General features: G+C 67.1%; 20 protein-coding genes and 3 pseudogenes. 9 read left to right on the plus strand and 14 right to left on the minus strand.

Features of this window, described 5'->3' with window-relative positions; translation table 11 throughout:
- Positions 1 to 52: 52 nt before the first annotated feature.
- A complete protein-coding gene (locus OG885_RS00190; protein ID WP_405724239.1) occupies positions 53 to 1,069 on the minus strand; it encodes a peptidoglycan-binding protein in 1,017 nt (338 codons plus the stop codon).
- 633 nt (positions 1,070 to 1,702) lie between these two features.
- Positions 1,703 to 2,079 (minus strand): annotated as a pseudogene (locus OG885_RS00195) (RidA family protein).
- Between the two features lie 67 nt (positions 2,080 to 2,146).
- Between OG885_RS00195 and OG885_RS00200 the strand changes: the two are divergent.
- Positions 2,147 to 2,440: pseudogene (locus OG885_RS00200) on the plus strand (putative quinol monooxygenase).
- A gap of 11 nt (positions 2,441 to 2,451) precedes the next feature.
- Here OG885_RS00200 and OG885_RS00205 read toward each other — a convergent pair.
- The 7 genes from OG885_RS00205 to OG885_RS00235 all read right to left on the minus strand — a co-directional run bounded on the left by OG885_RS00205 (position 2,452) and on the right by OG885_RS00235 (position 8,596).
- Complete coding sequence (locus OG885_RS00205) at positions 2,452 to 4,305, minus strand: M1 family aminopeptidase (protein ID WP_405724241.1); 1,854 nt, start codon at positions 4,303 to 4,305, stop codon at positions 2,452 to 2,454.
- 285 nt (positions 4,306 to 4,590) lie between these two features.
- A complete protein-coding gene (locus OG885_RS00210; RefSeq protein ID WP_405724243.1) occupies positions 4,591 to 4,770 on the minus strand; it encodes a hypothetical protein in 180 nt (59 codons plus the stop codon).
- 592 nt (positions 4,771 to 5,362) lie between these two features.
- A complete protein-coding gene (locus OG885_RS00215; protein WP_405724245.1) occupies positions 5,363 to 5,503 on the minus strand; it encodes a DUF6461 domain-containing protein in 141 nt (46 codons plus the stop codon).
- A gap of 282 nt (positions 5,504 to 5,785) precedes the next feature.
- On the minus strand, positions 5,786 to 6,469 hold the full coding sequence (locus tag OG885_RS00220) for a hypothetical protein (RefSeq protein WP_405724247.1): 684 nt from the start codon (positions 6,467 to 6,469) through the stop codon (positions 5,786 to 5,788).
- Positions 6,466 to 7,086, minus strand: coding sequence for a hypothetical protein (locus OG885_RS00225; protein ID WP_405742504.1), 621 nt, complete (start codon positions 7,084 to 7,086; stop codon positions 6,466 to 6,468). The genes OG885_RS00220 and OG885_RS00225 overlap by 4 nt, the downstream gene beginning before the upstream one ends.
- 750 nt (positions 7,087 to 7,836) lie before the next feature.
- Positions 7,837 to 8,148, minus strand: coding sequence for a hypothetical protein (locus tag OG885_RS00230; protein WP_405724249.1), 312 nt, complete (start codon positions 8,146 to 8,148; stop codon positions 7,837 to 7,839).
- 223 nt (positions 8,149 to 8,371) lie between these two features.
- On the minus strand, positions 8,372 to 8,596 hold the full coding sequence (locus OG885_RS00235; protein ID WP_405724251.1) for a hypothetical protein: 225 nt from the start codon (positions 8,594 to 8,596) through the stop codon (positions 8,372 to 8,374).
- Between the two features lie 676 nt (positions 8,597 to 9,272).
- Here OG885_RS00235 and OG885_RS00240 point away from each other — a divergent pair.
- The gene (locus tag OG885_RS00240; RefSeq protein WP_405724253.1) at positions 9,273 to 9,509 is read left to right on the plus strand and encodes a hypothetical protein; all 237 of its coding nucleotides are present in this window, start codon (positions 9,273 to 9,275) and stop codon (positions 9,507 to 9,509) included.
- Between the two features lie 20 nt (positions 9,510 to 9,529).
- On the opposite strand, the gene OG885_RS00245 is transcribed toward OG885_RS00240, so the two are convergent.
- Complete coding sequence (locus OG885_RS00245) at positions 9,530 to 9,667, minus strand: hypothetical protein (protein WP_405724255.1); 138 nt, start codon at positions 9,665 to 9,667, stop codon at positions 9,530 to 9,532.
- Positions 9,668 to 10,088: 421 nt separating this feature from the next.
- Between OG885_RS00245 and OG885_RS00250 the strand changes: the two genes are divergently transcribed.
- From OG885_RS00250 to OG885_RS00265, 4 genes are all read left to right on the plus strand, one after another.
- Complete coding sequence (locus tag OG885_RS00250) at positions 10,089 to 10,742, plus strand: hypothetical protein (RefSeq protein ID WP_405724257.1); 654 nt, start codon at positions 10,089 to 10,091, stop codon at positions 10,740 to 10,742.
- A gap of 26 nt (positions 10,743 to 10,768) precedes the next feature.
- Complete coding sequence (locus OG885_RS00255; RefSeq protein WP_405724259.1) at positions 10,769 to 11,347, plus strand: hypothetical protein; 579 nt, start codon at positions 10,769 to 10,771, stop codon at positions 11,345 to 11,347.
- A 243-nt stretch (positions 11,348 to 11,590) separates the two neighbouring features.
- The gene (locus OG885_RS00260; protein WP_405724261.1) at positions 11,591 to 13,054 is read left to right on the plus strand and encodes a DUF4037 domain-containing protein; all 1,464 of its coding nucleotides are present in this window, start codon (positions 11,591 to 11,593) and stop codon (positions 13,052 to 13,054) included.
- Between the two features lie 96 nt (positions 13,055 to 13,150).
- Complete coding sequence (locus OG885_RS00265) at positions 13,151 to 13,723, plus strand: S1 RNA-binding domain-containing protein (protein WP_405724263.1); 573 nt, start codon at positions 13,151 to 13,153, stop codon at positions 13,721 to 13,723.
- A gap of 20 nt (positions 13,724 to 13,743) precedes the next feature.
- Here the strand turns inward: OG885_RS00265 and OG885_RS00270 are convergent.
- A pseudogene (locus OG885_RS00270) lies at positions 13,744 to 14,265 on the minus strand (DUF6248 family natural product biosynthesis protein); the annotation flags it as partial.
- 61 nt (positions 14,266 to 14,326) lie between these two features.
- Positions 14,327 to 14,497 carry a hypothetical protein gene (locus OG885_RS00275; RefSeq protein ID WP_405724265.1) on the minus strand — a complete coding sequence of 57 codons (171 nt, stop codon included), beginning with the start codon at positions 14,495 to 14,497 and terminating at the stop codon, positions 14,327 to 14,329.
- 123 nt (positions 14,498 to 14,620) lie between these two features.
- Between OG885_RS00275 and OG885_RS00280 the strand changes: the two genes are divergently transcribed.
- The gene (locus tag OG885_RS00280; protein WP_405724267.1) at positions 14,621 to 14,902 is read left to right on the plus strand and encodes a DUF3027 domain-containing protein; all 282 of its coding nucleotides are present in this window, start codon (positions 14,621 to 14,623) and stop codon (positions 14,900 to 14,902) included.
- Positions 14,903 to 15,644: 742 nt separating this feature from the next.
- Here OG885_RS00280 and OG885_RS00285 read toward each other — a convergent pair.
- Positions 15,645 to 16,376 (minus strand): SDR family NAD(P)-dependent oxidoreductase, encoded by a 732-nt coding sequence (locus tag OG885_RS00285; RefSeq protein ID WP_405724269.1) that lies wholly within the window; start codon positions 16,374 to 16,376, stop codon positions 15,645 to 15,647.
- 91 nt (positions 16,377 to 16,467) lie between these two features.
- Between OG885_RS00285 and OG885_RS00290 the strand changes: the two genes are divergently transcribed.
- Both OG885_RS00290 and OG885_RS00295 read left to right on the plus strand, forming a co-directional pair.
- Positions 16,468 to 16,893 carry a MarR family winged helix-turn-helix transcriptional regulator gene (locus tag OG885_RS00290; RefSeq protein WP_405724271.1) on the plus strand — a complete coding sequence of 142 codons (426 nt, stop codon included), beginning with the start codon at positions 16,468 to 16,470 and terminating at the stop codon, positions 16,891 to 16,893.
- Positions 16,894 to 17,479: 586 nt separating this feature from the next.
- Positions 17,480 to 18,046 (plus strand): VanZ family protein, encoded by a 567-nt coding sequence (locus OG885_RS00295; protein ID WP_405724273.1) that lies wholly within the window; start codon positions 17,480 to 17,482, stop codon positions 18,044 to 18,046.
- A gap of 158 nt (positions 18,047 to 18,204) precedes the next feature.
- On the opposite strand, the gene OG885_RS00300 is transcribed toward OG885_RS00295, so the two are convergent.
- Positions 18,205 to 18,894: a toll/interleukin-1 receptor domain-containing protein gene (locus OG885_RS00300; RefSeq protein ID WP_405742506.1), complete on the minus strand. Its 690-nt coding sequence runs from the start codon at positions 18,892 to 18,894 to the stop codon at positions 18,205 to 18,207.

The raw sequence follows: 18,894 nt of genomic DNA on the forward strand, positions 1-18,894 counted from the left end.
ACAGCGGGGCGTTGACGCGCTTCGGCGATCGCCGCGAGGGTCACCGAATGGTCTACGGACCGCCCGGAGGCAGCAGCTCGGGACGTCCGGCCGGGCCGAACTGGCCTGCGGTCAGGTCGTCCATGGGCAGGCTGGTCAGCCGGACGCGTTCGTCGACACCGATGTCGTCCCATCGCTGGTACATCCCGTCCGGGAAGGTGATCCATCGCCAGCGGTCCTCGGTGTTGAGGATGTCCCCGCTCGGCACCTCGCGGATGAAGGCGCGGTGGTAGGGATGGATGTTGTTGGTGAACGGAGTGGGAAGCCCGGAGAAGACGAACGTGCGCAGCACCTCGTAGTGCGGCGGAATGATTGACTTCTGCTCGTTCTCGAGCAGATCCCGGTTGCCTTCGGCGATCAGCCCGGTAGTGATCTTGTTCCATGCCGCTCCGTAGGAGCGGGTAGGAAATCCTGGGGCGAAGGCCGGCAGGCCGGCGGTGTAGGTCGTGTACTCATTGAACCGGTCGTGCAGATGGCCGAGCTTGATGGCCTCACTCGGATGGTCCAGGAAGGCTTCGTGCAGCCAGGCCAGGTCGAAGAAGATGTCTCTGCCGATTCTCACCATGATGGCCTGCTCGATGAAGGCCGGGTCGCTGTCCAGCCCGCCGACGACCGCGCCTCCTGCCATACGCCCGAGACCGGCCCAGAGGAATTCCGTCGGTGCTGTCTGGTACAGGTCGCGGTAGTAGCCGTACAGGTCGACGACCCTCGCCCGGTTCGCGGCCCACCCCGCTTCCGGTAGCCACTCGGCATTCTCGCTGTCGCGGGCCTTCGCCAGTGCGCGGTTGCTGTAGAACGAGCGCCGGTCGGAGTAGTGCATCTGCAGGTCGTCGAGGCTCGGCAGAGGTTCGGTGTCGAGGCGGCCCATGGTCATCGGGCCGACCTTGCCGTCGCTGGGCGAGATGCCGCGGGACTCCTTGTACGCGCTGACGGCTGCGGCTGTTTCGCCGCCGAAGTCACCGTCGGCGCCGAACATCGGCAGATCGAACTGAAGGTCCAGCAGGGCCCATTGAACGCGCCGCACTGCCATCCCCTTCTCCCCCGGCCCCATGACGTGGGAGTCGGCTGCGCACGCCTCCAGCACAGGGTCGCCGGCGAATCGCGGACTGCTCAGGCTCATCGTTCCGAGGCCCCGTCAGGATCGGTCCTGACGACCCTGTACCTGTGCTCCATCAGCGACAACGACATGCGGGTTCTCCTCACGGGCATCTTGCGTCTCATGGTTGGCAACAGCCGGACTGTTCGCATCCACACGGGAGCCGGACGAGTGCCACCCCCCAACAGGACTCGGCTGGGCGACATCCGCGGTGGTGGAGGCCGCGGCGACCGCGCTGGACCTCACCGACTGGATGGCCACCCGCCCCGGACGCGACAAACGCACCGGCACCCACCGCAGCGCCCCCGCGCCCTGGCCGACGTTCCCACGGACGGCGACCCGGACGAGCTGCTCGGTGCTACCAGGCGGCGCTGCTGGGGTTCAAAAGCGTCAACTCCTTCTCCTCCAGCCTCACCCAAGGCGACCTCCCGCTGCTGACGACTCTGGGCGCTCTCACGGAGATGCGCGGGTGATGGCGCGGAACCCGACGCCGCCTCCTCGGACAGCCCAGCGCGGCTCGGGACGGTGAAACCCGACCAGGCCCTCCGCTCGGACGGGGGCTTCCGCTCAGTCGAGAACGCCGGTCGCCTCGATCCCGACCAGATGACCGGGGATGTCCAGCGCCGCGACGCCCAGCAGCGAGGCGGGGGGCGCGGCGGTGACTCCCAGCTTGGCAGCCGCCCGACTGAGCCCCTCCATGAGCAGGGGCATCTTGTCCGCGCTCCAGTCCACGACGTAGACGGTCAGCTTCGCCACGTCGTCGAAGGAGCCGCCGGCCCCAGCAGGGCGGTGCCGACGTTGAGGTAGCACTGCTCCACCTGGGCGGCGAGGTAGCCCTCGCCGACCGTGACACCGTCGATGTCCCAGGCGACCTGCCCGGCGGCGAAGACCAGTTTCGAACCGGTCGCTTTCGACACCTGCCGATAGGCGTCGACCTGCGGCAGTCAGTCGGGATTCACCAGGGTGATGGCCATGCTGACCCCGACCGACCTGACAACGAAGGACACCACCATGCCCAAGCCCCTGCTCGCCGAATTCACCGCCCGCGAGAGAGCGAAGGACGAGGTCGCCCACCTGATCCTCGACTACGCCGAGAAGGTGCGCGAGGAGGAGGCCAACCTCGTCTTCGACGTCCTGACCAAGGAGGCGAAACCGCGTGCCTTCCGGATCTACGAGGACTACCGGGACGAGGAGGCCTTCCAGGCGCACCTCAAGGCTCCTTACAGCGGCCCGTTCAACGCCGCGCTCGCCCCCTGATCGAGGAGGACCGCCTCGGTGCTGACCTTCCTCGTCCCGGTCGGCTGACCTTCGCCGACTCAGCCGTCGATACGGTGCGTGCTCCAGAAGGACGTGAGATCCGTGCTGGTCGCTGCCTGGGCCGCCGCCTTGAACTCGGCGGTGGTCGAGACGCCGTACCAGTGTGAACTCGCGTAGCTCTTCAGCAGGTTGGTCATCGCCGTGTCACCGATCAGCCGCCGCAGATCATGCAGGGCGCATTTGCCGTAGCCGTAGACGACGGTTGAGTACCGGGACGAGTGGGCGTCCCAGTAGGCCATGGAGTTGGTGATCTTCTCCGCAGAGGAGGCCCAGGAGACGCTGTTCCAGCAGTTGGCGCCGGTCTTGCCGAGGGCGAGGTCGGTGGCGTAGTCGGTGAACGCCTCGTCCAGCCAGGGGCTGTTGTACTCGTCGTCGCCGACGATGCCGTACCACCACTGGTGGCCGATCTCGTGGGTGAGCGCGGTGGTGCTGACGAGGTCCAGGACGAAGCCCGGGTACTCCATGCCGCCGAACCAGTAGTTGTTGTCGATGACAGCGTCCAGCTCGCCGTAGGGGTAGGCCCCGAAGCGGCCGGCGTGTGCGTCGACGGCTGTTTTGGCGGTGCTCAGCATCGACTGCGCGTCGGAGGAGCTGATGCCCGAGACGGAGTAGATGTTGATGGGCGTCCCGGCCGCCGAGGTACCGGAGATCTTGCTGAACGGGCCTGCCGCCCAGGCGAAGTCACGGACCTTCGTCGCGGTCGCCGTGGTGACGGTGCGCCCGCTGGATCCTGGGGTGTCGGTCGAGGTGCCGGTGGCCGGGACCAGGAGCGAACTCGGGTGGTCCAGCGTCACCTTGAAGTCGGCGGCCAGGGAGTAGAACGACTCCCCGTTGTTGGTGTACGGGTCCAGGTGCCAGCCCGAGCCGTCCTTCACCGCGAGCACGGGCAGGGCGTTGCCGATGTTGTTGAACGCCCCGTCATGGCCGAACCGGTCGGCGCCGCTGGGCACGGTGATGCCCAGGTCGAAGCCGATAGTGGCGGACTGCCCCTGTGTCAGGGGTGTCGGCAGGGTGATCTGGAGCGCCGTGCAGGCGACGGAGGGCGAACCGGCCGTGCCGCCGGTGACGTTGGTGACCGTGATCGGCATCGCGTCGCAGGTGCCGTGGTAGTTGTCCCACAGGCGCAGGTACACCTCGCTCAGCGCGGTCGAGGAGGTGTTGGTGAAGGTGGCGCTCTCATGGCCGGTCCAGACGGTGCCGGAGGTGTTGCTGCTCAGGTTCACCGTGTACGAGGGCGCGGCCGGCGTCCGTGTCGAGTCCGCCGGCGGGGCGGTGTCGCCGGAGGTGTCGAGGGCGATGTCGTCGAGGACGAAGCTGGTCTGCAGGCTGGAGTCCTCGGCGCCGGTGAACGCGAGGGTGACGGTCTGCCCCGCGAACGACGACACGTCGAGGGTCTTCTTCACATATCCCGTGGCCTTGTCAAGGTTCGACCAGGTCGCCAGCGTGGTGCTGCCGATCTTCGCCGTCAGCTTGTCGTAGGCGGTGGACGAGGTGGTCTCGGCGGTGTCAATGTGCAGCCAGAGGGACAGGGTGGCGGTGCTGCAGCCGGACGGGATCGTCACGCTCTGCGAGAGCGTGTCGGTGTGCGTGCCGCCGGTGCCGTCGAGCCAGGCGAAGCTGGTGCCGCCGTGCGCAGACTGGCCGGAACGGCTGGTGATCACGCTCGTGGACGACTGTGTCCAGGGCGAAGTGCCGCTCTCGAAGCCGCCGTTGACGACCGCCTGCGTCGGCGCGCAGGCCGCAGCCGCGTCGGTGGCGCCGGACGCCGGGTGGACGGGGAGCAGGGACACGGCGGCCAGTGCGGCGACGGCGAGGGTGCGCGCGGCGACGGATCTGTGGGGGATGGTTCTCACGCGTAACTCCTTTACGGCGACCGGGATCCCGGTCTGCTCGGCGGCTACCCACCGGCTGGGGTGCGCCGGTGGGTAGCCGTGGGCTGCGTGTATCGATTGACGGGAGCATGCCATACGGGAGGGGGTGATGGGGTGGGCACACCGGCTCGCAGGCCAATTCACCGAGCGTGGATCCAGTGGGCCGGGATCCGTCGCCGGCGCCATGGCCCATGAGATGGCCGCACTCGCCCTGGGACTTCCATGCCGTTGCGCAGGTCAGTGGCCGCGTTCAGGGGATCCGCTTCGTCAGCGCGCGAAATGCTTCCGGATCTCCTCGCGGCTGTTCAGACTTGCACCCTCGCCATCGACCACCCAACGTCCGTCGGCAGTGAAGAGTCCGGCGATGGCCTCCGAGTCGCACCCGGCGTCGCAGTACTTCAGTCGTTCGATAGTCAAGGAAAAGCGATCCTTTTCCGGCTCAAGCACAGCAGCCCGTCCTTGGAGGGTAGAGGCACGCACCTTCGACCAATGCCGTGAGCCCACCCTGCCCGGTGCCGCAGGAATCAGTGCCATCGGGGCGTCGGCATGCCATCCGGGTCCAGTCCGTATGGCCATAACCTCATGAGAAACCCCGCCTCTTCGGCCGCGAAGAGCCAAATCAACCTGTCCCCGCGGCCGGCCGCCTGCCGGGCCACGGCCTCAGCGCCATCCCGGTCCCCAGCCTCCTCCCGCCGCATGGCCAGGCGTACCGGTACGTCGGACCTGCCGTGGTCGGCGGCCTGCCGCGCCAGGGGCTCGACACCCTCCCTGTCCCCAGCCTGGTCCCGCAGCTTGGCTAGTTGCGTCAGTCCGCCGATGTCCCCGCGGCTAGCGAGCTGCCGGACGCTGCATCGGCCTGCATGACCAGAACCGTCACCGGCCCCGGTCGACGACCGTGGAGGCCCGCAGAGACCTGATGGAGCGTCACTACCGCCTGTCCGACGCAGAGGCGTACGCAGTCTCACCCGAGACCACCCCCTCGCCATGGAACGCTTCATGTTCCGTCTCAGATTTTCTGGTCGCTCCGCAAGGCCGGTCATCACTTGATCTCTGCGCTGCCGCAGACGAAGCCGCTGTCCTGCAGATGGGCTGGCGTGAGGCGGACCTGCGTGAGGTGCTCGGCGAGGGCGAAGGCGGCGATCTTGTGGACCTCCATGAGGTGCGCAGCAGTCTTCCACATGCGATCGACGTCCTCGGCCGGCCCGGTGAGGGTGAAGGCCGAGGGAGCCCAGGACCCGTCGGCCTCCTGGCGGTCGCCGAACCAGTCGCCCAGCAGGACCAGGTACGGCGCCCAGTCGAACTCGGTGTCGAGCGCGCACAGCTCGGCGGCACCCCAGGGGAACTTGCAGACGTGGACACTGGAGTCATCCGTGAGCTGCGCGGCGGTGCCTTCGACGTTGAGCCGCAGGAGGCCGCGCGCGATGTCGACCGCTGCTGCACCAATTTCATCCCCTCCGCGTGATCAAGCCGTACTTTCCGCCGGTGTCGCCGACAAGCCCGCAGGCCAATGTGGGTTCGGCATGCCGTCATCGCTCATGTGCGCCCGCTGCCAGATCCCTTTCCAGTTGACCGGGGTCTGCGGGACGAACCGGTGCCACTGCCCGCACGGACATGGCGCCAGCACCCACGCGCACCCACGGCACATCTCTACCCAGCCGTGCCCGGTCGAGTTCGACTCCAGCGGTCTCTCGTCCCCGCAAGCCGGGCAGCCGTGAAGATCGACACCGTCCAAAATCGCGTTCTGCCGCCGGACGTACTCGGGCAGCCGCAGCGACGGATGGCGAGAGGGGTCTTCGTACCAGGCGCGGTCCGGGCCGTCCCACCTGCTCCGCAGCCACCACGGTCGCGGGTTCGCCAGAGCCCGCCGCCCGGCCCGCTTCTCTGCCCGACGTTGCACGGCGTACTCCTCCGCTCGCGCGAGCCACAGGACCCGCGCCTCATGCAGTTCCTCAACCGCCCTCACCAGCGCGTCCGGATCCGCCTCCAGCCGTCGGGGGATCGCGGCGCTGAGCGTGAGGTGGTGGTACGTCGCCCGGAAGCCGTACGGCGCAAAGAGGGTGGTGCAGGTCCGCAGGGCGCTGTGCCGGCGGCGGAGGGGGAGGCGGACGTCGTGCACGCGCGCTCGGTGGGTCAGGAAGCTGGTCATGGTGTGGGCCCCAGGTCCAGTGCCCGTGCCAGGGCGGCGGAGACGGCGGCGGCGTGTGCCGGCACCTGTTGGTCGGCCCAGGTTCCGGCGAGGCTCAGGAAGTTTTGCAAGTCCCGATGGGCACCTGTGACGAGCGTGCGTACCAGGTCTACTGGCAGCTCGATCACCGGACTGCCCTTCTCCCCATACACGTCCAGAGTCAGGCGGACGGTGTCGCCGACGCGTTCGGCCACAGAGGACGGGTCGTGGCCGAAGCTGGCGTAGCCGGTGCCGTCGAGCACCTCCAGCCAGTCCCGCCAGGTCTCCAGGCCGCAGCAGCAGCCCGGCTCGACGAAGACGGTGCCGGTGGCGCTATCGGTCACCCGGAACCCGCCGGCGGCAAACAGATCAGGCATCGTCAGCAGCCCGTGCAGGAATGTGCCGAGCGGATCGATCGGGCACGGCCCGTGCTCCTCCTCCGGCTCGAAGTCATTACACTCGGCGATCCGCATCACCGCCGTGCCGACCTCTTCCGGAGTCAGTCCCCCGCCCAGAACGAGATAGCCGCACGACTCGTGTTCGCCAACCGGCCAGAGCGCGAAGCCGTCGCCAGCGAGGATCTCCAGAACGGGTTGCATCACAATCACACGGGGATGATGCCGGATCCACTTCCACCCCGCCACGGGCTTTAGCTGCGGTTTCGGGCTCAGCGCGGGCCTGCGATCTGGGCAGTTTCACGGGTTCGCTCCGGGTAGGCGGTGCCGACGCAGCGCATGGCGATCTGTTCGGTGATGCCGAACAGCCTCATGAGCTTGAACGGGTCGCCAGTGGTGAAGGCTTCGTCGAGGATGCCGTCCTGTCAGGATCGAGTGCGGTTCTCTGACTGACAGCAGGCGGGGTTGGCGGAGGTGGGCCAGCGTTGGTGGCGGTAGGTCAGCCAGTCGGTGGTGACGCGGTGCTTGAGTTCTTCCAGGTAGAAAGTGTGTCGCAGTAGGCCGCGGCGTAGCTCGAGGGTCCCTCGGGCGAGGTTAAGGCCGACGGTGTGTGCGGTGCGGATCCCAGTGGCGGGGATGGCGTGGATAGCGGCCAGGGCGATGGTGAGCCGCGCGAACGGGGTCGCGCCGTGGTCTAGGAGAGGCCGGCCAGCAAGTCGGAGACAGCGACCTGCCGGTCCGACAGTCCGAACACGAACTGCAGCACACAGACAGTGGCCAGCTGAGCAGGCGAGAGACCCGGACGCCCGTCCCTGGAGTACCAGTCGGCAAAGTCCTCGTCGCACCACAGCCCATCGAGGCGGTCCCGTGCCCATATCGCCGTCGTGCCAGCCGGGTTGCTCGCCCGCGCGACCTGCGCGGTCAGAGGCGGAACGTGTGACTCGCGTTGAGGGGTCAACGCCTTCCCGCGCCGACCTCGCGCTTGAGCCGGACGATGTACCAGGTGATTGCGCCGACGACCGAGGCAGCGCCGATGAACAACATGGTGAACCCCACCCACGCGACCACGGACAGGACTGGGTCACCCGCCTTGGACGGATCGTCACAAGTCACGGCTGAACCGCCGTCCAGGGGACAACTGATGGCGTCGCTGCCAACCGTGAACAGGATGGTTCCGACGAGCAGGTTCCCGATTGTGGAGGACCACAGCGCCAGGGCTCGCTTTGGGTGTCGGGCTGCCCACCGTTGCGTCGCTGTCTGTCGCATTGAATCCCCCTCCAGAACGCGTTGGGAACATTAAAGCCCGTGAGCCCCGGGGCAGCATCGCCCTCGCCCTCGCGCTGGCGGTTAGGGCGGGGGCTCCAGGCCGCCCGAGACTCCACGGGAGGCCGGGACGATATATGCATGCCCAGCTTGGTGATGACGCCGTCCAGGCCGAAGGAGGCGATACCGGGCTCGAAGGAGTGCCAGAACACCCAATCCGGGTGGCCTACGCCGCCGGTGTCGCGCCACCAGCGGCCGAAGGCTTCGGCCAGCTCGGTCTTGCCGATGCCGCCGGGCTCGTGGACGACACGACATGTTGGAGGCGCGCGGCGACATCAAGGGTGTAGAAGTCGCCGTCGCGGCCGAGGAATTCGCCCACCGGTTCCAGGTCCCGCCCCTGGCCGGGCGCGGCCTCGGTTTCCTCGCGGATGCCGGTGAGGACGTCACCCATGTCCTCGGCGGGCTCCCGGGCGGATTACAGATTGGGGAAGCGCACCTCCCCGCCGGTGTACAGGACGGGGCCATCCAGTCCGCCAGCGGCAGCATCCCCTGCACCGAAGGACGCTCGTTGTTGGGGGCGAGCTGCACGCCCCCAGCGCTGACGGCGTCGGCGACCCGGTCACCCGCGAAGAGCCGCTCGTAAAACGAGGTCATGAATTCGGCCGCCGCGACCGCGTACAGAGCTGGAAGACGCCCTCGACCGCCACGGTCCCACTCAAATCCCTGGAACACCCCCGCAATAATCCCCCGCACTCCCTCGCGCCGCTCCACCGCACGGCGGGAGGCCCCCGATGCGCTGAGGATGCGCTGGGAGAAAGTTCGGCCGCCGGCGTCACAACGTCGGCTCGTTACGACATAACGCTTGTGTTGTAGGTGTTTTCCATCCTGAGACTTCGCAGCTGTGTCCGGCGGATCTTCTTGGATCTTCCTCGTACACCTGGTTCGGACCCTACGGTGGTGACAGGCGGACGACGGTTTGGAGGAGGACCGACGTGATTACGGGGTGCGTCATCGGGGAGAGCCTGCGGGCAGGTGCGGTTCTGGAGTTGACGGGGCTTCGTGTGTGCAGGGTCGCGCGGACGGACCTCTCGGGCTCAGCCCAGGGAAGCCAGCCACCGGTGTGGACGGTGCTGGAGTTCGAGAGTGACGCAGAAGACGACGCTCCCCTGGCGCAGGCGCTGGCAGACGGCCTGTCGCCCGAGGGTGGCTGGTACGCCGATTACCGTTCAGGCGAGGAACGGGTGGTGGTCTTCGCAGGCCGGATTTTTCGCTACACGGGGGCCGACGACCCTCGCCGCGCTGAGGCGGTGGCGTACGGGCTTTCGGCGGGAGTGCCAGAGCACCAGCTCGACTGGAAGGACTAGAGAGAGCCTGTGTGAAGGGGTCACACGGAAGGGTTCTTCGCCCACTGACTCGTGTGGGGCGTCTTGAGCGTGCGGCGTCCGATCATCATGGTGATGAGCGCCCAGTTCAGGTGTGCTTCGCAGGGCTGGGGCAGGCGTTCGTAGTCACGTGCGTTCATGCACCAGCCGATCGAGCGCTCGACTTTTCAACGGCGGTGCAGGACGACGAAGTCCTTGGCGCCTTTGGGCCGGGAGAGATGCGCAGGTTGAGCCAGAGGCGTTCGCGGGCCCAGTCCACGAGTTCCCCGGCCTAGCCGCGGTCGGCCCAGACCTGGGTGATCTGCGGCCGAGTGTGGCGCAGGCGCCAGAACACGTCGCGGGCGGCGTCGCGGTCTGGATGTCGGCGGGCGTCACCGTGATCATCACGGGCAGGCCGAGTGAGTCGACGGTGATGTGTCACTTGCGGCCGTTGATCTTCTGGCCATGACGTCGTCAACCGGCCCCAGCATGACGGCCCGAAGCGGCCAATTTTTATGAAGACCACCAACGGCACGGAGCAGCCTACGCCGCCGATGTCAGCCGTCGTGTCCCGGAGAACCAATGAAGCTACCGATCACCATCCACCAAGCACGGCTCGGATCCATGGAGTTCAAGGTCATCCGACCAGCCCGGCCTCTGGTTCACGCAGTCCTCATCGACCATGATCGGCACCTGGACGCCTACCTCGATCAGGATGCCGCGCAGCGAATCGGCGGACTATGGACGCTTGCCGCCTCTTCACCGCGCTCACTGGTCCACCTGCCGATGCGTGGGAACCGTGGCCCCTCCCGCGAGCTGCCGGAAGAGGGCACGCGACAGCTTGACCTCGTGCTGCTGCACCACTCGCTCCAGTTCGCGCCCTCACGCTGGAAGGAAGTGCGCGGGCGACTCGGCCCAGGGCGTCCGCAGGCGGTGACGCTGCCCGGCCCAGGACACACCGGCGAAGCCGTGATTGATCACGAGGCACGGCACTACCGGGAGAACCGGGATCTGTTTCACCAGCATCTCCACGCCGAGACCCTGTTCATGACCGGCAGCGCGAAGGTGTTCAGGGACACCGCCCAGCACTTCCTCGACGTCGCCCGGAACGGCCCCGGATACGTCCCCGTCCATCCGAGCTATCCGCACTTCTGCACCGAACTCCACTCCAACGACGGCATTCTCGGCGACGCGCGCGAGATCCACATCGAGTACTGCGACCAGTGGGATTCATGACCCCAAGCGACAGGAACCCGCCGACCATGACGTTCAACGATCACCTTCAGCACCTCGTTGAAAGGGCCCTCGCATCCATCCCGGCCGCCGATGCCGGCGACATCTACGCTGTCTCCTTCCTCATCGACAACGAGGACGACGACCCTCGTCAGCCGACCCTGACGGTCGGCTACAACACTGAAGCTCAGGCTCGACGCAGCATCCAGGACGCCTCTGACCATGCAGAAGCCCGCTGGAACTACGCTTTCTGGATCCAGAACGAACTGACTGTGGTCGGCGACCTGACCAGCGACCCCGGCGGCGCCATCGCTCGCCAGGGGTGGATCACCGAACTTGGATTTTGGTACGAGGAGCCGGCCGACCTCGCCGACTGGGATTCAGTGATCGGGCCACTCGCCGCGCAGATCCAGTCCCACTTCAACCAGACCTGCTGCCAGCTCGCCCGAACCCTCCATACGACCGGCGTCATCGAGAGATCTGTCGGTCGAAGCGTGCCGGTGATCGTCCACGAGCTGGAGTACTACGAGGCGATCGCCCGGCAGACCGAGGCCGCCAACCCGCCCGGCCTCGCCGACGAGTTCACCTCATGGGTCCGCAATGGTTGAGGCATTCGGACAGTTCCCATACCCGAGTCCAGCATGAGCCATCTACCCGGCCGAAGCTATCGAGGCCCACCGCGCGTCCATCGCCCGCCGAGCCCTGCGCCCCAGCGAGGAATACCGCACCCCACCTCCGAGGAATGGGACGCCTTCCTCGGCCACTTCGAACGACGCAAGCTCTCCTTCGGAACCTGCGGCCTCGCCTTCGGCACCGCATGCATCCACGAACACGCGTGCATCCGCTGCTCCATGCTCCGCCCCCGCCCTGCCCAACGCGCCCGCCTGACGGAGATCCGCGACAAACTTCTCGCCTGGATCACCAAAGCCGAACGCGAAGGACGGCTGGGCAAGATCGAAGGGCTCGAGATCAGCCTCGGCGGAGTCCAGGACAAACTCGCCTTGCTCGAGGCAGAGCAAGCCCGCACGGCGGACCGTCGACCTGGGGATGCTCTCCTTTGCCAACCTCGCCGGAGGCACCTCAACGGCCGACCACCCGTGACCACGACACTTTTGGATCACTCGCCGCGCGAGCGCAAATGGCCCACACTCATGACGGCCGGTGAGTTGATCGGGGACGCACTAATAACAGCTGGCTGCCGTCTATGTGGATCTGCCAGGGTGACGGGCGTGACGCGCCACTTTCTACCCGGTCTCGAGCTTGCCCAGCGATTCTACAGGCAGGTTGTCGTCCCGATCCTGAACACCGTGCTGCAGGATGTGCCGTACTCGGCGGCGCTGATTGGCTACGGCTCGGAGGTCCAGGGTTTTGACACCGCCCGCTCCACCGATCACGCCTGGGGACCGCGCGTAGAGGTCTTCCTCGCCGACCAAGACTTCCAGGCCCTCGCGCAGCAACTGGAGGCGGCTCTGGACCGGCAGCTGCCGGCGCAGTTCCACGGTTACCCGGTCCGGTTCCCTTTTCCCGACAACACCCCACCCCGGCACTGGGTACACGTCAACGATCTGCACGCCTTCTTCACCGATCAGCTCGGCACCGACCCGGCCCAGGGTTTGTCGGCGCGTGAGTGGCTGATGATCCCCACGCAGCTGCTACGGGAGTTGACCGGCGGCGCGGTCTTCCACGACGGTCTCGGCCTGCTCGAGTCCTACCGCAGTGCCCTGGCCTGGTACCCCGACGATGTGTGGCGCTACGTATTGGCCTGCCAGTGGATGCGCCTGTCGCAGGAAGAAGCGTTCGTCGGGCGCTGCGGTGAGGTCGGTGACGACCTGGGCTCCGCGGTGGTCGCCGCGCGGCAGGTGCGCGACCTGATGAAGCTGTGCCTTCTGATGCACCGCGTCTATCCGCCCTACAGCAAGTGGATAGGCACAGCATTCACCACACTGCCGTGCGCCCCCACGCTCGCCCCGCTGCTTTCGAAGGCGTTGTCAGCGCGAAGCTGGCAGGAGCGCGAACGGTACCTGTCGTCGGCCTACGAGTTCGCCGCCGGCATGCACAACGACCTCAAGCTCACCGAACCTCTTGATGTGCACGTTCGCCACGTCCACACCAGACCGTTTCTGGTCCTGGACGCCCACCGCTTCACCGATGCCCTCATCGGCACAATCAGCGACCCCGCCCTCCGTGCACTGCCACCAGTCGGCACCATCGACCAATACGTCGACAGCACCGACCTCACCGACCGGAACCACACTGGCCGCCGCATCCTCTATATCGCCGGCCCAGAACTTCCCACTGCACCGACCGAGACCTAAGTTCTGCAGCCCAGCACTCAACTGGACGTCCCCCCAAGACCGCAGTGTGATCGCACTCCCAGCCCAGCGTGCAGCTCCTCGTGAAAGGCTGGGAGCATGATGGGTGGACCGTCCGAGAACCCAGGACTCTGGGCATTCCTGGAATCACTGCACCGCGGCGAGTTCCTTTCCGGCACCGTCACAGCGATCGAACGGTTCGGTGTGTTCGTGGCGCTGGACGACGGACCCGACCATCCCGTCTTCCCCGGCGTCGGGTTCATCTCCTTCGCCGAACTGTCCTGGCGACGCTTCGAGGCTGCCACCGACGTCGTGCAGGTCGGGCAGCGCGTCTCATGTGAGTTCCTCCAGTTCGACACCTGGAACCTGGAGGCCAGACTGTCCTTGAAAGCCGCACAGCCGGATCCCTTTCAGGTATTCGCCGACACCATCGCGGTGGGGCAGAAACTGCCTGGCCAGGTCACCAAGCTGATCCCGTTCGGCGCCTTCGTCCAGGTCGCCGACGGAATCGAGGGACTGGTCCACCTGCGCGAGCTGGCCTGGACACCGGTGGAGACTCCATCAGATGTCGTCCAAGTCGGCGACGAGATCACTGTGGTCGTTACCGAGATCGACCGAGAGCGACGCAGGCTCTCCCTCTCTCGACGACAAAGCTCATCCGCCGGTGTGTGACGCGCTGCCTTCCTGCGATCGATCGTGCGCAGTGCTTTGGTCCAGGCGTACGCGCGGACCCAGGCGCCTTCCTTTTCGCTCATTGGGGAGAGGACGGTGGAGGGAATGGGGTAAAGGATGCCCATGATCGCGGCGCCGATATGGTGCAGGCGGGTCGTCACGCTTCGTCTGCGAACAGGGGTGGCGTGGTGTGGAGTTCGTTCATCCAGGCCAGGAGCCTGGGAAGGTGTGGTGTCGGTCCCGAAAGCGAGGCAGGTGCCGTCGCAGCTGATGCATCCGAAGGTCTGCGCGATGCCGTAGCCAACGGCGGCAGTTGACGCGGCCCATGCGACGGCCAGTCCGCGCTCCAGGGCCTCCAGGCGAGGCGGCGGGTGGCCGGTGAGGTCTTCCACTCGGTGGTGCCGGCGAGGAACAGGACGTCGATCGAGTCCCAGGGGGTGAGCCCGTGCTCGCTGCCGTCCTGGGCGGCGAACGCGGCCGGGATGCCCAGGGCACGGATTGGCCAGGGCAGCGACTCGGGCGATGGTGGCCGCGGCGTTCATCGGGACGTCGGGGCGACGGCCCACAGACAGAGCTCGGCGCCGTAGCGTTCGACGGTCGCCATCAGCAGGTGAGCCAGGTCTGCCAGCCGGGCCAGCCCTTGCCGAACTTGCCGTTGTCGCACACGTACAGGGCACCGGGCGGGATCACGTTGCCCTGGACTGGGGTCGTCATGCGGGCCACGAGTCCGGCCTGCACGGCGGCCTGTACGTCAGCTCCGGTGGGCGTAGGCACGTGCAGCACGGTGGAGGAGCGGGAGAAGGAGTGGAGAGACCCCGGGCGCGTAACAAGTCAAGTTTGAGCTGAGCCCATCATCTGTAGCCTGTCGGTCTGTTCGAGAGAGTGAGGGATCGACTGGTGTCTGGCGGGCCGTGGACGGGTGATGTCCCTGGACACAACGACGAGGTTCACGAGCGATGGCTGAGGCTGCAGAACAGGCCGACCAGAGCGCCCGATTATCGGGACGAATGGTATGACGAACAGTGTGGCGGGTGCCGGTTCTGGATCGCGTTGAGCGGCGAGCTGGGGCGGGACTGGGGTGCCTGCACCCATGCAGAGTCGACGTTGGACGGGCGGATTCGCTTCGAGCACGACGGTTGTGTCTCCTTCGTGGTCCGCGCAGACGGCTCGTTCGGCTGACGGCAGCAGCTGAGCGGCCGCCAGGCCAGGCGATGGCTGGAAGGCCACTTCCTCGTCGCTGAAGCCCTTGCTCTGTCGGAACGGGCGGCCGCTGAAGACCTGCTTGAGTCACCAGTCACCGACGTCGCTCTTTGCCCACAGCGAGCATGTGCGGGTGCCCGCACCCTGGGGCACCGTGCCGACTGACTGATCGTCCGAGAAAGTCCACGGCCCGCGGGCGAAGAGCTTCTCTTGCAATCAGCCGGCCTCCCGCGCGACCCAGCGGGACTGATCATTCTCCCGGGTATGGTCAGCCCCTCGGCCCAGGTCGGCCCGAAGACTGCGGCCAAGATCCCTCTTCCACCAGACCCCACGCTCTGGCCCGCAGACGGTTCACGGAGTCTCTGTCGCCATGGCAGGCGAGGATTTCGTGTGGCGAAGGCCGGTGACGCAGACGGCCTGGGAGATCGTGCCTTCGACCCCGGCCCGGATCGCGTAACGGTCCTTCCATTTGTCGTCCGTGAGTTCTTTACGCGCCATCCCGGACGCCTACCAGGCCATGTCCTTGGCCACGTCTTCCTGGGCTGCGGCGATCTCTGTCGCGGTGGAATCCGTGATGTCTACATCGCATGCCTACTCGAACCGCGGCAGCAGGTCTGCGAGCGCCTGCTTCTGAGCCGGGTGCGTGATCGGTATGGGGTTCAGGTCGGTGCTCTGGCATCTCACCCGTTGATCACGACTTCAGACGGGCCCTGGATCAGCCCTAGATCATGCCTCCGGCGGCGTTGATGGTCTGGCCGGTGATCCAGCGGGCGGCGTCGGAGGCGAGGAAGGTGACGATGTCGGCGATGTCGGCTGGTTCGCCGATGCGGCCCAGGGGTGTGCGGGTCCTGGCGTCGTCGATGACGTGGGTGGGCACAGTGGCGAGGACGTCGGTTCGGGTGAGGCCGGGCAGGACGCTGTTGACCGTGACCGATCTGGAGGCCACCTCCCAGGCCAGGGTGCGGGCGAGCTGGTCTCCGGCGGCTTTGCTGGCGGCGAGCAGGGCCATGCCGGGCAGTGGGGACACGGTCAGTGCGGAAGAGATCAGGATGATGCGGCCGTGGTCGCTGATGCGCGTGGCGGCTTCGCGCAGTGCCATGAACGTGGCCCGGACGTTGGCGTGCAGGTACTGGTCGAAGTCATCATCGGTGGCGCGGGCCAGTGGTCCGGCGGTCGCTGTGCTGGCGTTGTTCACCCACACATCCACCTGGCCGTAGTGATGCTCGGCCTCGTCGAAGAGTTCCTTGACTGCCTCAGGTCGGGCGATGTCGGTGCGCACTGCGGTGGCCTGCCCGCCCGCGTCCTTGATCAGCTTCACGGCCCGCGCAGCTGTCGCCTGGTCGCGGGAGCCGATGACGACGCGCATCCCCTGCGCGGCGAACCGGTTGCTGATCGCCTGCCCGATGCCGCGTGATCCGCCGGTGATGACCGCGACCCGATCCTCGGTACGCATGACCCCTCCAATTAGTCGACGCTATCGATAGTCCATAGCATCGACTGTTTTGGTGGAGGGTGTCAACTGTCCAGGTAGTAGACTGCCTGGCATGGCCGCCGCATCTGATGACGCACTCGTCGAGACGCTGATCGGCGTCTTCATGAAGATCGACGGCCTGTTCAGCACAGCGAGCCGCCAGCTAGGACTGACCCCCCAGCAAGCACAGCTGCTGTGTTTCGCCCAGCATTCGCAGCCCTCTTTCGGCGAGCTCGCGACCCTGCTGCACTGCGACAAGACCAACATCACCGGCCTGGTCGACCGGCTTCAGCGACGCGACCTGATCACCCGTCAACCCGACCCCCACGACCGCCGGATCACCCGCGTCCACCTCACCCCCCAAGGCAAAGCCCTCACCGGCCAGTTCCAACAGGCCATCAACACCACCCTGACCACCCGCTTCACCTCCTGGCCCCCCACCCAACGCGACAGCCTCGTCCACCTCCTCCGATCCGCCACCACAGCACTGCGCCCCTGAACTCAGCAGACGCCTTAAACCCCGGCACGCCACCACGTGCCGCCGTCGGAGCAGTCAGGGGCTTGCCTCTCCGACAATGCCGTCACAGCGCTTGCCTCGCGTGCGTCGCGTCCGGATCAGCTGGCGGATCTGCCTGATCGTTGGTCTGGGTGTGCTGTTGGCCTACGCGCCTGCCGAGTTCGACGACCCACTCCGCAGGCGCAGGCCGGGCGCGGCGACCGTGCTCGTCCTCGCGTGCCCGCTGCTCCGCAGTCGCGATCGTCGCATCGATCCAGCGCGGCCAGAGCGCATGCCAGACCCGCATTCTGCGCATCTGTCAGGCAGCTCGGCGTGCGGTGCGCAGCCGCCTACGGCGGAAGCCGGTCGGGGTGGATGGCGCTGAGGGGATGGTCGAGGATGCGCGGCAGGCAGTTCTGAGCCAGGGTTGCTGATCACGTGGGCTGCCGTCGCCTTGGTGACCCGACACATCGGCCGCGGTCCACGAGCCTCGCCATCTCGATGATCTTGCGCGATGCGGCATTTCATACGCTGGCGATATGTGCCGCCGGTGAGAATGCCGATGGCAAGCGGGCGGAAGGGGGGCAGGGTGCGACTCGAAGGCTGGCACTGGGTCGGCACGTTCACGGGGGTGGCGTTCCTGACTGTGGCGGCGCTGCCGTTCGCCGTGTTTGCGGTGTGGGTCCTGGCGCGTCGGCGCAGACTCGCCGGTGCCACGGCGGCGGGAGCGTGGCGCATGTCGCTTGCTGAGGTCGGCATCGTCTACGGGACGGTGCCACCGGTCTGGCTGATCCTGCTGCCGGGCGACGAGGGCCGGGCGGTCGTGAGTCTGCTGCCGCTGCGGGATCTGTTCGCGATGGATGCTGGCCAGATCATCGGCAATCTGCTGGTGTTCGCACCGCTTGGGTTCCTTGCCCCGCTGCGGTTCGCGCCGCTGGCATCGGTACGGCGGGTTCTGGCACTCGGGGCCGGCTGCTCGGTCCTGGTCGAGACGGCGCAGTACGTCCTGCGGCTGGACCGGGTGTCGTCCGTGGACGACGTGTTGCTCAACACCGCCGGGGCCGGTCTCGCCGCGCTGATGTCACGCCGCTGGTGGCGCGCCGCCGGTAGCCCGCTCGCGTCCGCGGGAGGAACGGTTGGGGAACGGGCCTGCTAGGTCACGGCTCTTGGGCCTGGCCCACGCCGCAGGCTGTCAAGGTTCAGCGAGAGCACTCAGCCGTCAGTGCGACAGGACAACGCGGCGCCCCTTGGTGGAAACGGATTTGTCAAGCTTGCGCGGCCTTGCCCTGACGGACGGAGACGATCCGAGCTGCCTCAGGAGCACCTCACGGCAGCGCTGCAGGCCCGGCAGGCAGGCCGGACATGAGAGCGGCTGCGCGGGGGGAGCCGGACGGTGCTCAACGAGAGAACTCGAGAAGTCGTTGGTGTGAGGGACAGCCCGGTTCCGGCGAGGCATATGCCCGGCGGAAGCGGCGGCGCCGTGCCCGGCCGGGCGGGACCGTTGACCGCGCGCAGCAGCGCCTCGCGTGCGTCGTGGTCGTTCAGGCCGAACAGGTCGGTGGTGATGAGCGAGCTCAGGATCGCCGGGGTGCCGGTCTTCGCAATCCGCACCGGGGTGTTCTTCTCCTGCCGTGCCACCATCGCCGTCCACTCCGGCGTGGTGAACCGCTCCGGCTCGAGATACGCCGGAGAGAACAACGCCAGGAACCGACCGGGTTCCAGGGCCGCGTTCATCTTGCACGAGTGGTCGCCCGCGCCCCAGTTCCAGCAGTCCAACTCCACCTGCAGACCAGTTTCGAGCAGCTGCCAGGCGATCCACTCCGCCCACGCCCGATCCGCACCCGCACCCGCACCCGCACCCGCATGACTGATAAACCACTCCCCGCCCGACGTGCCAGACGTCGCCTCTGGTCCGGCAGCCTTCCTGGACCCGGCCGCTCGATCACCACTGTCGCCCAGCGGCAGCCCGCACCAGTGCTCGTGCCGTCGGCGAAAAGCGTCCAG

Origin of the sequence: Streptomyces sp. NBC_00028, from assembly GCF_045041065.1 — a bacterium.
Lineage (GTDB): Bacteria > Actinomycetota > Actinomycetes > Streptomycetales > Streptomycetaceae > Streptomyces.

Excerpts from the sequence above, each read along its gene's own strand:
- OG885_RS00285 (WP_405724269.1), bottom strand. The coding sequence starts at position 16,376 with ATGCGTACCGAGGATCGGGTCGCGGTCATCACCGGCGGATCACGCGGC.
- OG885_RS00290 (WP_405724271.1), top strand. The coding sequence starts at position 16,468 with ATGGCCGCCGCATCTGATGACGCACTCGTCGAGACGCTGATCGGCGTC.
- OG885_RS00230 (WP_405724249.1), bottom strand. The coding sequence starts at position 8,148 with ATGCGACAGACAGCGACGCAACGGTGGGCAGCCCGACACCCAAAGCGA.
- OG885_RS00220 (WP_405724247.1), bottom strand. The coding sequence starts at position 6,469 with ATGACCAGCTTCCTGACCCACCGAGCGCGCGTGCACGACGTCCGCCTC.
- OG885_RS00250 (WP_405724257.1), top strand. The coding sequence starts at position 10,089 with ATGAAGCTACCGATCACCATCCACCAAGCACGGCTCGGATCCATGGAG.
- OG885_RS00265 (WP_405724263.1), top strand. The coding sequence starts at position 13,151 with ATGATGGGTGGACCGTCCGAGAACCCAGGACTCTGGGCATTCCTGGAA.
- OG885_RS00245 (WP_405724255.1), bottom strand. The coding sequence starts at position 9,667 with ATGAACGCACGTGACTACGAACGCCTGCCCCAGCCCTGCGAAGCACAC.
- OG885_RS00215 (WP_405724245.1), bottom strand. The coding sequence starts at position 5,503 with ATGTGGAAGACTGCTGCGCACCTCATGGAGGTCCACAAGATCGCCGCC.
- OG885_RS00235 (WP_405724251.1), bottom strand. The coding sequence starts at position 8,596 with ATGGGTGACGTCCTCACCGGCATCCGCGAGGAAACCGAGGCCGCGCCC.
- OG885_RS00260 (WP_405724261.1), top strand. The coding sequence starts at position 11,591 with ATGCTCCGCCCCCGCCCTGCCCAACGCGCCCGCCTGACGGAGATCCGC.
- OG885_RS00190 (WP_405724239.1), bottom strand. The coding sequence starts at position 1,069 with ATGGCAGTGCGGCGCGTTCAATGGGCCCTGCTGGACCTTCAGTTCGAT.
- OG885_RS00255 (WP_405724259.1), top strand. The coding sequence starts at position 10,769 with ATGACGTTCAACGATCACCTTCAGCACCTCGTTGAAAGGGCCCTCGCA.
- OG885_RS00225 (WP_405742504.1), bottom strand. The coding sequence starts at position 7,086 with ATGCAACCCGTTCTGGAGATCCTCGCTGGCGACGGCTTCGCGCTCTGG.